At 64.2% G+C, this 13,920-nt stretch carries 11 protein-coding genes; 7 read left to right on the top strand and 4 right to left on the bottom strand.

Translation table 11 applies throughout. The features are described 5' to 3' along the window. Positions 1-90: 90 nt before the first annotated feature. On the bottom strand, positions 91-1,014 hold the full coding sequence (locus J6524_RS30555) for a LysR family transcriptional regulator (RefSeq protein ID WP_225677591.1): 924 nt from the start codon (positions 1,012-1,014) through the stop codon (positions 91-93). 128 nt (positions 1,015-1,142) lie between these two features. On the opposite strand from J6524_RS30555, the gene J6524_RS30550 reads away from it, so the two are divergent. The 5 genes from J6524_RS30550 to J6524_RS30530 all read left to right on the top strand — a co-directional run bounded on the left by J6524_RS30550 (position 1,143) and on the right by J6524_RS30530 (position 6,756). Further along, positions 1,143-2,309: an acyl-CoA dehydrogenase family protein gene (locus J6524_RS30550; protein WP_225677590.1), complete on the top strand. Its 1,167-nt coding sequence runs from the start codon at positions 1,143-1,145 to the stop codon at positions 2,307-2,309. Positions 2,310-2,318: 9 nt separating this feature from the next. After that, positions 2,319-3,440 carry a CaiB/BaiF CoA transferase family protein gene (locus J6524_RS30545; protein ID WP_225677589.1) on the top strand — a complete coding sequence of 374 codons (1,122 nt, stop codon included), beginning with the start codon at positions 2,319-2,321 and terminating at the stop codon, positions 3,438-3,440. A gap of 2 nt (positions 3,441-3,442) precedes the next feature. After that, positions 3,443-4,306, top strand: coding sequence for an HTD2 family dehydratase (locus J6524_RS30540; protein WP_225677588.1), 864 nt, complete (start codon positions 3,443-3,445; stop codon positions 4,304-4,306). 111 nt (positions 4,307-4,417) lie between these two features. Further along, positions 4,418-6,046 carry a benzoylformate decarboxylase gene (mdlC, locus tag J6524_RS30535; RefSeq protein WP_225677587.1) on the top strand — a complete coding sequence of 543 codons (1,629 nt, stop codon included), beginning with the start codon at positions 4,418-4,420 and terminating at the stop codon, positions 6,044-6,046. 236 nt (positions 6,047-6,282) lie between these two features. Further along, entirely contained in the window at positions 6,283-6,756 is a 474-nt protein-coding gene (locus J6524_RS30530) for a hypothetical protein (RefSeq protein ID WP_225677585.1), read from the top strand. Between the two features lie 140 nt (positions 6,757-6,896). Here the strand turns inward: J6524_RS30530 and J6524_RS30525 are convergent, their stop codons facing one another. Beyond that, entirely contained in the window at positions 6,897-7,691 is a 795-nt protein-coding gene (locus J6524_RS30525) for an SDR family oxidoreductase (protein ID WP_225677584.1), read from the bottom strand. Positions 7,692-7,717: 26 nt separating this feature from the next. Next, entirely contained in the window at positions 7,718-8,416 is a 699-nt protein-coding gene (trhA, locus tag J6524_RS30520; RefSeq protein ID WP_225677583.1) for a PAQR family membrane homeostasis protein TrhA, read from the bottom strand. 308 nt (positions 8,417-8,724) lie between these two features. Between trhA and J6524_RS30515 the strand changes: the two genes are divergently transcribed. Then, entirely contained in the window at positions 8,725-10,188 is a 1,464-nt protein-coding gene (locus J6524_RS30515; protein ID WP_225677582.1) for a YcjX family GTP-binding protein, read from the top strand. Further along, on the top strand, positions 10,185-11,216 hold the full coding sequence (locus tag J6524_RS30510; protein ID WP_225677581.1) for a YcjF family protein: 1,032 nt from the start codon (positions 10,185-10,187) through the stop codon (positions 11,214-11,216). The genes J6524_RS30515 and J6524_RS30510 overlap by 4 nt, the downstream gene beginning before the upstream one ends. Positions 11,217-12,162: 946 nt before the next feature. Here the strand turns inward: J6524_RS30510 and J6524_RS30505 are convergent. Beyond that, complete coding sequence (locus tag J6524_RS30505) at positions 12,163-13,659, bottom strand: glycosyltransferase family 39 protein (RefSeq protein ID WP_225677637.1); 1,497 nt, start codon at positions 13,657-13,659, stop codon at positions 12,163-12,165. Positions 13,660-13,920: the final 261 nt, after the last annotated feature.

Below are 13,920 nucleotides of genomic sequence, written 5' to 3'. Positions count from 1 at the left end.
ATACAATTGCGGCATGACAGAAGTAGCCAGATGAGAATGCCGCCCCTAGCCGTTTTCCTCTAAGCCATTCCCGCAAGGCCCGACACAAGCTCAGGCGAGCTTGATGTCCCAGAGGCCCTCTTCGCGGCAGGCGATCAGTTCGTCGCGAAGCAGCTCGCTCACCAGCGCAATCGCAGTCGAGCCGGGATGATCGATGGGAGACGCAAGGGTTAGTTCGCGCATCGGCGAGGGTTTTGTGATCGCTGCGGTTTCCAGCCGACCGGCGGCGACTTCGTTGCGTACCGAGGATGGCGGCAGCAGCGTGTATCCCAGACCTTCCTCGACGAGGCTGGTCAGCACTCGGAATGAGTCCGCTTCCAGCTTGACGTCGAGCTTCAGCTTTTTCTTCGCCGCCGCCTGCTCGATCAGCGCCCGGAGCCCGTGCGAATGACTGGGCAGCACGAGGCGCTGCTTCAGCAGCCAGCCGATATCGACCTGCTTCTTCTGCGACAGACCGCTGCCGCGCGGCCCGACCGCAACGATCGGATCGCGGCCGAGGCTCTGCACGGAGAGGTGCAGGTCGCTCGACGGACCATAGATCAGCGCCAGATCCATCTCGCCGCGGTGCAGCCATTCCGTCAGGTGGCCGCTGTAGCTTTCGACGATGCAGAGCGAAATGCCCGGATAGGTGTCGACGGTGCGTCGGGCAAGCCGCGCCGAGATCACGCAGCTCACGGTCGGCACCAGGCCGAGCACCACGCGTCCCGAGGGCGGCCCGCCGGCCGACTGGATCTCGTCGCGCACCTGGTCAATCTGCCGGACGATCCCCGCAGTGCGCGCGAGCAGCAGGCGGCCGGCGTCGGTCAGCACCATGCCGCGGCCGTTCCGCGTGAACAGCTCGGCGCGCAATTCATGCTCGAGCAGCTTGATCTGGCGGCTCAGCGCCGGCTGCGCCACGCGCAGCGTATCGGAAGCCTTGCTGAGGCTGCCGAGCTCGGCCACGCAACTGAAGGTCCTGAGCTGCCGGATATCCATTACTTGCCATTCTTCGAAGGCAGGTCCATACGCTATAACAATTCAGCATAGGGGACCTGCCGCCGTTTCACAACGTTCCGTCACCTTAAGCAATTGACATCAACCCGCATCCACGCCCAAAAAATCAGATGACCGCACAAGAACAACAAGACGAATTCCACGACATCCGCGACGCCGTCGCCAAACTCTGCGCCCAGTTCCCCGGCGAATACTGGCGCAAGCTCGACCGCCAGATGGCGTATCCCAAGGAGTTCGTCGATGCGCTGACGGAAGCCGGCTATCTCTCGGTGCTGATCCCCGAGGAATATGGCGGCTCCGGGCTGAAGCTTTCGGCCGCGGCCGCGATCCTGGAAGAGATCCAGCGCGCGGGCTGCAATGGCGGCGGCTGCCACGCCCAGATGTACACGATGGGCACCGTTCTGCGGCACGGCAGCGACGCCCAGAAAGCGAAATATCTGCCCGGGATCGCCAGCGGCAAATTGCGGCTGCAGGCGTTCGGCGTCACCGAACCAACCAGCGGCACCGACACCTCCTCGCTGAAGACCGTCGCCAAGCGTGACGGCGACCACTACGTCGTCAACGGCCAGAAGATCTGGACCAGCCGCGCCGAGCATTCCGACCTGATGATCCTCTTGGCGCGCACCACGCCGAAGGAACAGGCGAAGAAGCGCACGGATGGCTTGTCGGTGTTCATCGTCGACATGCGCGAGGTCAAGGGCAAGGGTCTGGAGATCCGGCCGATCCGCACCATGATGAACCACGCCACAACAGAGGTGTTCTTCACGGATATGCGCGTGCCGGCCGAAAACCTGATCGGCGAAGAAGGCAAGGGCTTTCGCTACATTCTCTCCGGCATGAACGCCGAGCGTATTCTCATTGCAGCGGAATGCATCGGCGACGCCAAATGGTTCATCGCGAAGGCCACCGCCTACGCCAAGGAGCGCGCCGTGTTCGGCCGCCCGATCGGCATGAACCAAGGCATCCAGTTCCCGATCGCAAAGGCCTACGCTGCGATGCGTGCGGCCGAATTGATGGTGAAGGAAGCGACCCGCAAATATGAGGCCGGGCTCGATTGCGGCGCGGAGGCCAACATGGCCAAGATGCTGGCGGCGGATGCCTCCTGGGAAGCGGCAAATGCCTGCGTGCAGACCCATGGCGGTTTCGGCTTCGCGGAAGAATACGACGTCGAGCGCAAGTTCCGCGAGACGCGGCTCTATCAGGTGGCGCCGATCTCGACCAACCTGATCCTGTCCTACGTCGCCGAGCATGTGCTCGGCCTGCCCCGCTCCTACTGAGAACCGAAGATGTTGCCGCTAGAGGGATTGATCGTCGTCTCCGTCGAACAGGCCGTTGCCGCGCCGTTCTGCAGCTCGCGCCTGGCGGATGCCGGCGCGCATGTCATTAAGGTCGAGCGCCCCGAGGGCGATTTCGCCCGCGGCTATGACGCCGCCGCCAAGGGTCAGAGCAGCTATTTCGTCTGGCTCAACCGCGGCAAGCATTCGCAGGTGATCGATCTCGCGACGAGCGAAGGCCGCGCCGCGCTCGAAGAGCTGATCGGACGCGCCGACGTGCTGTTACAGAACCTCAAGCCTGGCTCGATGGACAAGCTCGGCTTCTCGCCGGATCGTCTCAAGAAGGATTACCCGGCGCTGATCTGCTGCACCATCTCCGGCTATGGCGACAGTGGCCCCTACGCCGACCGCAAGGCCTATGACCTCCTGATCCAGGCCGAGAGCGGGCTTGCCTCGATCACCGGCGGCCCCGAGGGCCCGTCGCGCGTCGGCATCTCCGTCGTCGATATCGCGACCGGCGCCACCGCGCACGCCGCGATCCTCGAAGCCTTGATCGCGCGCGGCCGCACGGGCAAGGGTGCCGACATCAGGATTTCGATGTTCGACGTGATGGCCGACTGGATGGCGGTGCCGCTGCTCAATTCGGAAGCCGGCAATCCGCCGAAGCGGATGGCGCTGGCCCATCCCTCGATCGCGCCCTATGGCGTGTTCAATTCCAGGGACGGCAAGGGCATCCTGATCTCGATCCAGAGCGAGCGCGAATGGAAGAAACTCTGCGCCGAGGTGCTGGATCAGCCCGACCTGCCAAATGATCCACGCTTTGCCAATATGGTCGAGCGCGTGCGCAACCGTCAGCTCACCGACAAGACCGTTGCCGACAGCTTCGCCTCGATGAATCGCGTCGAATTGCTCAAGCGGCTTGACGAGGCCGACATTGCGTTTGCCGAGGTCAACACCATGGCCGATCTCTCGGTGCACCCGCATCTGCGCCGCATCGAGGTCGATACGCCGAACGGCAAGGTGAGCTATGCCGCGCCGGCCGCGATCTTCGTCGGCGAGGAACGGCACTATGGCGCCGTACCCGCGATCGGCCAGCATGTCGAAATCTCCAAAGCCCGCATCAAAAGCGCTTAGTCATGACCGAAACCGCTGCCAAACTCGACCTCGACCATCTGCGCCAATGGATCGGCCGCAGCACGGAAGCGACCGACATCGTCACCGCGCAGCTCGTCAAGGGCCTGCGCGCCACGCTGTTCCAGGAGATCGGCGAACCGAAGACGGGCGACGCCGCGCCGTGGACCGTGCATTGGTGCCTGGCGCAGCCGGTGTTTCCGATGTCGCAGCTCGGCCCGGACGGCCATCCGACCCGCGGCGGCTTCCTGCCGCCGGTGCCGCTGCCGCGGCGGATGTGGGCTGGCGGCGAGATCGAATTTATCCAGCCCTTGCGGGTCGGCGATGAATCGACGCGCACCTCGCGCATTTCGGATGTGACGGTGAAGAGCGGCTCCACCGGCCAGCTCTGCTTCGTCTCGGTCGAGCACGTCATCACCTCGCCGCGCGGGGTCGCGATCCGCGAGCGGCAGGATATCGTCTATCGCGAGATGGGCGGCGCTGCGCCTGCTTCGCCACCCAAGGCCCCTCCACCGCCGCCTATCGCAAGACACCGCGAAACCCACGTCAGCGATCCCGTGCTGCTGTTCCGCTACTCCGCGCTGACCTTCAACGGCCACCGCATCCATTACGACCGCGACTACGTCACCAAGGTCGAGGGCTATCCCGGCCTGATCTTCCACGGTCCGCTGCAGGCCGCGCTGATCGTCGAGTTCGCGGCCAAGCTGCACGGCGACTCAGCACCGAAGAAATTCAGCTATCGTGGCGTGCAGCCCTTGTTCGAAGGAACCGAGTTCTCGATCAACGCCAACGAGACCCACGCCGGCATGGAATTGTGGATCGCGAATGCCGAGGGACAGCCGACGATGAAGGGGTTGGCGACGTGGTAGTAGTCTGAACGTCATTCCGGGGCGATGCGAAGCATCGAAACCGGAATTTCGAGATTCCGGGTCTGGTGCTACGCACCATCCCGGAATGACGGAGCTAGCTCTGGGAGTCCCATGTCGTCCCGCAAACCAGCCAAATCCGCCGCCGCCACCCTCACCGTCAAGGACGCCACCTTCGGCCTGCTCCGCGCCTTCGGCGTCGACAAGGTGTTCGGCAATCCCGGCTCGACCGAATTGCCGTTTTTGAGCGACTGGCCGGAGGACATCGAATATGTGCTCGGCCTGCAGGAAGCTTCCGCGGTCGGCATGGCCGACGGCTATGCGCTGGCAACGCGCAATGCCGGCTTCGTCAACTTACATTCCGCGGCCGGCGTCGGCCATGCGCTCGGCAATGTCTTCAACGCCTATCGCAACCAGACGCCGATGGTGATCATCGCGGGCCAGCAGGCGCGCTCGATCATGCCGCTGCAGGCCTTCCTCTATTCCGAGCGCGCCACCGAATTCCCGCAGCCTTACGTGAAATTCAGCGTCGAGCCGGCAAGGCCTGAGGACGTGCCGGCGGCGATCGCGCGCGCCTATTACGTCGCGATGCAGCCGCCCTGCGGGCCGACCTTCGTCTCGGTCCCGGTCGACGACTGGACCCGCCCGACGCAGCCGATCGAGGCGCGGCAGATCAGCCGCGAGCTTGGGCCCGATCCCACCGCAATGAAGGCGCTCGCCTCCGCGCTGTCGGAGAGCAAGCGCCCGGCGTTCGTCGTCGGTCCCGCGGTCGATCGCGCTCGCGCGGTCAAGCTGATGGTTGAGGTCGCCGAGAAGGCCAGGGCCGCCGTCTGGGCCAGCCCGTTCTCGCCACGCTGCTCCTTCCCCGAGCGTCATCCGCAATTCGCCGGCTTCCTGCACGCCTCGCCCGGACAGTTATCGGATGCGCTGCGTGAACACGACCTCGTTATCGTGATCGGCGCGCCGGTCTTCACCTTCCATGTCGAAGGCCACGCTGCGATCTTCGACGGCGCGACCACGCTGATCCAGATCACCGACGATCCCAGCGCCGCGGCGATCACGCCGGCCGGCAATAGCATCATCGCCACCATGAAGCCGGCGCTCGCGACGCTGCTCGAGCTGTTGCCGGAGACGAAGCGCGCCGTGCCGGCGGGCCGCACGCTGCCGCCGCCGCCAAAAGCCGCCGATCCGATCCCCGCCGAATTCCTGCTGCACGCACTGTCGGCCGCGATGGGCCCGGACGACGTGCTGGTCGAGGAAGTCCCCTCGCACCGGCCAGCGATGCAAAAGTTCATGCCGATGCGCGGCCAGGACAGTTTCTACACCATGGCGAGCGGCGGCCTCGGCTACAGCCTGCCCGCCGCGGTCGGCATGGCGCTCGGGCGGCGCAACGCGCGCACCGTCTGCCTGATCGGCGACGGCTCGGCGATGTATTCGATCCAGGCGCTGTGGACCGCCGCGCAGCGCAAGCTGCCGCTCACGGTCGTCGTCATCAACAATTCAGGCTACGGCGCGATGCGCTCGTTCAGCCAGGTCATGCAGGTGCGCAACGTGCCGGGGCTGGAGCTGCCCGGCATCGATTTCGTCAAGCTCGCGGAAGGCATGGGCTGCCACGCCGTGCGGGTGGCAAAATCATCCGAGCTCGCGAGCGCGCTGAAGCAGGGACTGTCGCATGACGGCACCAGCCTGGTCGAGGTGATCGTAGATTCCGCGGTGCCATTGCTCTACTCGCAGAAGAGTTGAGACAAGGCTCTCTCCCCGTCATTGCGGATAGGCTTGCCCCGGATATCGCTTCGCTCATCCGGGCTACGAGGAAAGCACTGGTGACGCTTTCCCGAATAGAAAGGCACGCCAGCTCATGAAGCCGCTTTGATTCAAACGCTCGACAATTCGCTGCAAGTTCCATCCGCGGAACGTTACTTGACCGTGTTCTACGTTCGCACGAGAATTCAGCATGGGGCAACCGTGGAGTGAGTATCATGAAACAGCCAAGTCTGACAAAAGCTGCCCTCGCGGTTTCCGTATTCGCGTGCGCCGGCACGCTCTCATTTGACTGGAGTGCACAAAAAGGTGTTTCGCTGTCGATTGAGCGCGCACAGGCGCAGACGGTTGATCCAGCGCCTCCTGCTGTCACCCGGCGGCAGGCGCGGCGAGCTGCGGCCGGCGCGGCTGCAGTAGGCGCCGGTGCTGTCGCAGCCGGAGCAAACGCCGCGTACTACGCCGGCAGCGGCCCCTACTACGCTGGCGGCGGCCCCTACGCCGGCAGCCGGCCTTACTACGCCGGTAGCGGCCCCTATGCCGGCAGCGGTCCGTACTATACCGGCAGCGACTCCTACGCCTATTACGGCGGCCCGGGCGTATGGAGCCAGGACTATGCGGCGCGCAACGGCATCATCTGCCAGCCCGGTACGATGGTTCGCCTCGACGATGGCCGGATGCACAGGTGCCAGTGACAGAGTAGTAATGTGAAGTTCTCTCCTCCGTCATTGCGAGGAGCGAAGCGACGAAGCAATCCATGCTTTCCTCACGCGGAGAGATGGATTGCTTCGCTTCACTCGCAATGACGGGGGAGAGACACGTGCTCTCCTTTAGCTCACTTCCCGTAGGCCTCGCGCATCCTGGCCTGGATCTTCGCCATGCCTGCGATCCAGCGGTCGTAATTCTCGGTCTTCTTGCGCATGTAGCTGAGCACCTGCGGGTGAGGCAGGATCACGAAGGTCTCTTCTTCCAGCCCTTTCAGCACGTCCTGCGCCACCTGCTCCGGCGATAGGTCGCCGTCGCCGGATTGCGGGCCCTTCGGGATCGAGCGCAGCATGTTGGTGTCGACGCCCTGCGGGCACAGGATCGAAACGCGGATGTTGTCGGCCTTGTGCGAAATCGCGAGATTCTCGGCAAAGCCGACCGCGGCATGCTTGGTGGTCGAATAGGCCGGGCTGCCGACCTGCGACAACAGACCCGCCGCCGAGATCGTGTTGAGGAAATAGCCGCCGCCGCGCGCCTTCATGCGCGGGATCAGGTGCCGCGCGGCATAGACATGGGCCATGACATGAACGGCCCAGCTTCGCTGCCACGGTTCGTCGGAGTTTCCGCCGGCATTCACCGACAATGGATCGAAACCGCCGCCGATGCCGGCATTGGAGCAGAACAAGTCGATCGGCCCGAACTGACGCTCAGTCTCCTCGATGACGTGATGGACGTCCTTCTCCTTTCCGACATCGCATTTGAAGGCCGCCCCTCCGATCGGAGTAGCGACGGCTCGCGCGCCATCGGGATCGATATCGGCGACAGCGACCTTGGCAGCGCCTGCACGATGGAAGGCCTCGCACATCGCCTTGCCGATGCCGTTGGCGCCACCGGTGACAACCACGACTTTGCCCGTCACCTGCATGGCCGCTCTCCCCGTTTATTGTGATCCTACGTCAGGATCATCATGTCGAGAATAGCCGTATAATGGCAGGCGGCGCCGAGCAAGACGAAGCCGTGCCAGATCGCGTTCTGGAAGCGCAGCCGCTGCCAGGCATGGAAGATCACGCCGAGGCTATAGAGCACGCCGCCCGCGACCACGAAGCCCAGCGCCAGCGGCGGCACCGCCTTCACCACCGCATCGTAAATCATTGCGCCGCTCCAGCCGAGCGCCAGATAGAGTCCCACCGCCAAACGGTCGTACCGCCCGGGCAACGCCAGCTTCAGCACGATGCCGCCGATCGCGACGCACCACACCCCGATCAGCAGCGCGATCGCGAGATAACTGTCCTTCAGCTCGACGATGAACGGAGTATAGGTGGCGGCGATCAACAGATAGATCGCGGAATGATCGAAGCGGCGCAACACCCATTTGGCGCGCGAAACCGGCCAGAGATTATAGATCGCCGACAGGGTCAGCATCGCGAGCAGGCCCGCGACATAAATGGATACCACGGCAATTTCGAACGGGCTGGCATACACCGCGGTCAGGACGATCAGCGCGGTGGCGGCGACAAGCCCAAAACAGATACCGATAATATGTACGACGCCGTCGGCAATCAGCTCGGCGCGGTCGTAGTTCCAGTGCATGGCGTCGGCCGCCGCGTGGATGGATGTCGTAGCGAGTTGTTTCAGTCTAAAGATTGTCATGCAGGCCCGCAGAAACTAATGGATGAGCGATCAGGACATGGGTCTTCCGAGGTCAACGAACCGTTCAAGGCCGACCGGCTTGACGGCCGCCATCTCCCGCCACCGGTCGGCGCAACGTGCCGCCCAGATGATAGGCTCCAGCGGCTGACCGAGGTACCCCGCCGTCGTGGCATTTTCGTGCTGCCGGTGACGGCCGGATGATCTTGTGGGTCCGTCGTCCGGATATCACGACAGCTTGATTTTGGCCCGCCAATCGCCACTTTGCTGACATCGCTTAACCCACGCTGCATCGAGCCTTTCCCGCCCGCATGGCCCCCAGTTTTTCAGATATCGTCGAGGAAGCGCGCCTGTCGGCGCGGGCGCTGCTGGATTACGGCGACAGCTTCTTCAATCCCACCGTGCGGCTCGGCGTCACCGGCCTGTCACGCGCCGGCAAGACCGTGTTCATCACGGCGCTGATCCACGGCCTGACCCGCGGCGGCAGATTTCCGGTGTTCGAGCCCTATGCCTCGGGCCGGATCGCGGGCGCCCGGCTCGCGCCGCAGCCGGACGATGCCGTGCCGCGCTTCGCCTATGAGAACCATGTTCGCACCCTGATCGAGGAGCGGCGCTGGCCGAACTCGACCACCGACATCTCTGAATTGCGCCTCGTCATCGAGTACCAGCGGCAGAACGGCGCCGACCGCACGCTCACCATCGACATCGTCGACTATCCCGGCGAATGGCTGCTTGATCTGCCCCTGCTCAACAAGAGTTTTGAGCAATGGTCGGTCGAGAGCCTTGCGCTCTCGCGCGAGGGGCCGCGCGCGAAACTGGCCGCGCCCTGGCACGCGCATCTGGCAACGCTCTCCCCTGAAGGACGCGAGGATGAACAGGCGACGCTCGCCGCCGCAAAACTGTTCACCGATTATCTGCGCGCCTGTCGCGACGAACGATTTGCGATGAGCCTGCTGCCGCCTGGCCGCTTCCTGATGCCGGGAAGTCTGGCCGATACGCCGGCGCTGACCTTCGCGCCGCTCGAAGTCGCGGTCGACGGCACGGCGCCGGATGGTTCGTTATGGGCGATGATGCGGCGACGCTATGAGGCCTATAAGGATGTCGTGGTGCGCCCGTTCTTCCGCGACCATTTTGCCCGCCTCGACCGGCAGATCGTGCTGGTCGATGCGCTCGCGGCGTTCAATGCCGGACCGGCAGCGCTGCATGATCTCGAAGCAGCCCTTGCCGGCATTCTCGATTGCTTCCGCGTCGGCCGCAGCACGATCCTGAGCACCCTGTTTCGTCCGCGGATCGATCGCATCCTGTTTGCCGCCACCAAGGCTGATCATCTGCACCATTCCAGCCACGATAGACTGGAAGCCGTGCTGCGCCGCGCCGTCGCCAAGGCGGCCGACCGCGCCGAATATGCGGGCGCCGCCATTGATGTCGTCGCGCTGTCAGCCGTGCGCGCCACGCGCGAGGCGACGGTCGCGCGCGGGCGCGAGAAGCTGCCCTCGATCCTCGGCACGCCAGCCCCCGGCGAGACCACCAATGGCGATACATTCGACGGCGAAACGGAAGTTGCGACCTTTCCGGGCGACCTGCCCACCGATCCCGAGGCGCTGTTCAACGGCGGCTTTCGCGGGCTTTCCACTACGCCGTCGGAGGTGGCTGACTTCCGCTTCCTGCGCTTCCGCCCGCCGCTGCTGGAGCGTGCGGACAAGGAAGAGCCCGCGCTGCCTCACATCCGCCTCGACCGCGCCCTTCAGTTCCTGATCGGAGACCGACTGCAATGAGCGAGAAGACGCCGCATCGGCGGCCGGCGACGTTCAAGCTCGGCGATCCCAACGTGGTCGTCATCGATCCCGAGGAAAGCGGCCGTCCTGCCCGTGGCACCGTACAGATAACGCCCGAAGCCGATCCTGTTACGCTGCCGGTGCCGATCGACAAGCCGCTTGTCCCGGCGTGCCGCCGCTTTCGCTGGGGCACGCTATTCTGGTCCGCGGTCGGCGGGCTGGTGCTGCTCGGCACCGGGCTTGGCGTCGTCAACCTGATCGAAGACCTGTTCGCGCGCAGCCAGACGCTCGGCTATGTCGCACTGGCGTTCGCGATTGCCGCGGGGCTTGCGCTGGCTGTCGTCATCGGGCGCGAAGCGTTCGGGCTGGCGCGGCTGGCCGCGGTCGAAAAACTGCACCAGCGCGCCAGTGAAGTTTTGCGAAGCGATGACCGCGCCGAGAGTCGCGCCGTCGTCAATGACCTGCTCAAGCTCGCGCATCAGAACCCGCAACTGGCGCGCGCCCGCGCCACGCTGGCGAGCCATGCCGACGACATCATCGACGGCGCCGACATGATCAAGCTCGCCGAGCGCGAATTGATGGCACCGCTCGACGAGGAAGCGCGCCGGCTGGTCTCCATGGCCGCGCAACGCGTCTCGGTGGTAACTGCCGTCAGCCCGCGTGCGCTGATCGATGTGCTGTTCGTGTTCGTCGCCGCCATGCGTTTGATCCGGCAACTGGCGCGGCTCTATGGCGGCCGGCCCGGCACGCTCGGCATGATCACCCTGCTGCGTCACGTCATCAGCCACCTCGCCATCACCGGCGGCATTGCGGTCGGCGACAGCCTGGTGCAGCAGATGCTCGGCCACGGCATCGCTGCACGGCTATCGCAGCGGCTCGGCGAAGGCGTCCTCAACGGCCTACTCACGGCACGGTTAGGACTTGCCGCGATCGACGTCACGCGCCCCCTGCCGTTCACGGCATTGCCGCGGCCTGCGCTCTCGGATCTCGCGAAGGAATTGCTGAGCAAGCGGGATGATGAGGCGTGAGCTTACGTAGGCTGGGCAAAGCGAAGCGTGGCTATTACCCTCCCCTGGAGAGGGAGGGTGAAGAACATCGCAGCCAAGGCGGAGCGGACCGCGAACCGATTTGCTTTGTGCGCAAGCGCAACTTCATGCAGCGGCCTACAAACTGGCATGGCAGGCAAATCACTTCTGATTTTCAGAAATCATGTCAAGCCCCGGAAATCAAAAATATTCCGCTTCCGTTTTCACCAAATCAGTCGCATAACTCCGTCCGTCTCACCGCGGATGAGGGGCGCTCGCGAACGTCACGAACGCGCAGTGAGATGCGATGGACGCGGATGGTGCGCTAGACGTACGTGCCGGATGCGTACGGCGAAGTCGTGTGGTTCTGATGTCGCGGTGCTGACATTAAGTCCCAAGAGAAGCGAAGCTTCTCCGGGGCGACGGTGGCAAAAAAGCCGTTCGCCGGGAAGAGCACGTTATAAGCCGTAAAGCCATTGCGCAGGGAAGGCCGGAGTGTTTCCGCTGTACCTGTATGCTCGTGTGCGTTTCCTTTTGCGCAATCAGCACACGAGACCGCGGGTGCAGCCAGCACCCGGTCTTCCCTGCGCCCTCTGATTTCGATGAGGGCGAGAGTTTATCAAGCAAACCTCGGGCGCAATGACGTCGCGAGAATGCGGCCTCATATTCAGTCGTCATCACCCGCGAAGGCGGGTGATCCAGAATTCCAGAGACAGCAATGATTAAACCGAGAAGCCGCGGCGTACTGGATCCCCCGCCTGCGCGGGGGACGACGATCGAATGTTCGTCGCTATCTGCCCGTCATTGCGAGCACAGCGAAGCAATCCATCTCCCCCGAGTCGAGCCGTGGATTGCTTCGCTGCGCTCGCAACGACAATCTGGAGACAGCAGTGATCAAACCGAGAAACCGCAGCGTACTGGATCCCCCGATGCGCGGGGGATGACGACTTCAGGAAAGGTGGCTGCGCCCCTCACCTGCCGCCAGCACACGCCAGCGGAACAAGGGCGAATCCGGCGGCGGCGAGAGTTCGGGCGTCCAGCCGGTGAGCTTCTCCAGCGCATACGTATCCATCACCATGCCGCGCCAGACGCGCTCGACGCGCTCCAGCGGCTGCCGCTTCGCCGTGGTGAGATCCCACAACGGCAGGCGATGGTCAGGCTCGCGCGCGACGTAGAGACCGGGATGATCCTTGATCAGCTTCATGCCGGGATCGGCAAAGCCTTGAAACCGTCCGCGCTCGTTGATCTGGACCACCGGCACCCCGCCCCTAAAATACCAGCGCAGCATCGCGTAGGTGCGATAATCCGATGTCGCGATCCAGGTCGCGCCTGTCTTCTGCAACTGCTCGCGTGCGCGCGCCGCGACCTGCTCATAGCCGGCCTCGCCGCCGATCGGATCGGTCCTGCCGATCAGATTCCAGGGCGCGACCATGTAATAGAAGAACACGGCGACCACGAAGGCGATGCCGGAGATGACGGCGACCCTCGCCCACCGGAAAGTCGATCTGACCATCCATTCCGGAAAATTCTCACGCGGCAGCGTGACGAGGTTGATGGCGGTCGCGGCAAAGCCGGCGGGCCACAGGAACATCGGCCAGGTGTCGCCGACGCGCAGCGTCAGCGACTTCCAGAGGAAATAGAGGAACGGCACCAGCACGGCGTTCGACAACAGGATCGCGACCGGCTCGCGGGTGCGATAGCCGCGCCAGGCGGTCAGCGTCACGCCGGACAGCACCACCGGCAGCAGTACGAAGCCGACGAGGCCGAACTGCATGCCGATGAATTCGCCGATGGTGCGGAACGAAAACGGATGGGTGGCGACCGCGCGCACGAACTGGAAACGGAACGAGGCCCAATCGTGCTGCGCGTTCCAGATCAGGACCGGCAGGAACATCACCACCACGATCAGCGCTGCCAGCCAGGGATATGGGTTCAACAGCCAGCGCCGCCGCCAGTCCGGCACCAATACAAATGCGATCACCGCCGGCAGCAGCATGATCGCAGTGAACTTCGACAGCAGCGCCAGCCCTGCGAACAGCCCGGCGGCAAGCCACCAGCGCGGGTTACCGCTCTCGGTGAGGCGCGCCAGGGCCCACAGCATCGCGACCGCACAAGGGATCATCACCGTGTCGGGCGCGACCTTTGCCATCAACAGCCCGTAATAGAGCGCGGCCTCCGGCAGCAGCACAGCGAAGATGACGGCGCGCATATCGTGCGTCACGCGCCGGACGATATCGGCGAGCAGAAGCTGCGTGACCAGCATCGCGACGATGCCGCCGAACCGCACGCCGAGATTGGTGTCGCCGAAGATCGCCGTTCCAAATCGGATCAGCCAGGCGATACCGGGCGGATGATCGAGAAAGGCGAGCACGCTCTCCTTCGACCAGGTCCAGTAGTAGGCCTCATCGGTGCGCAGCTCGAGCACGCCGGCATAGACCAGCCGCATCGCCGTCAGCACTGCGACCAGCAGGAACACGGCAAGCCATGGCGGGGTGGCGGAAATGGCTTGGCTCTTATGGGGCGGGGTAATCGGCACGGCGCTTTCTCCTCGACCGCGCCTGATGTGTCAACGCGCCGCCGAGAAAATTTGATCGTCGTCCCTCGCATAACCACCGATCTTGATGAGGAGAAGCACATGGGCCACAGCACTACTGAGAGGCCGCGGCCTATGGGTCCCTGCTTTCGCAGGGACGACGGGAGATGGTAT

It is taken from the genome of Bradyrhizobium hereditatis, assembly GCF_020329435.1.
GTDB classification, from domain to species: Bacteria; Pseudomonadota; Alphaproteobacteria; order Rhizobiales; family Xanthobacteraceae; genus Bradyrhizobium; species Bradyrhizobium hereditatis.
The sequence above is the reverse complement of the archived record's forward strand: the minus strand, read 5'-3'. Positions and strand labels throughout refer to the sequence as shown.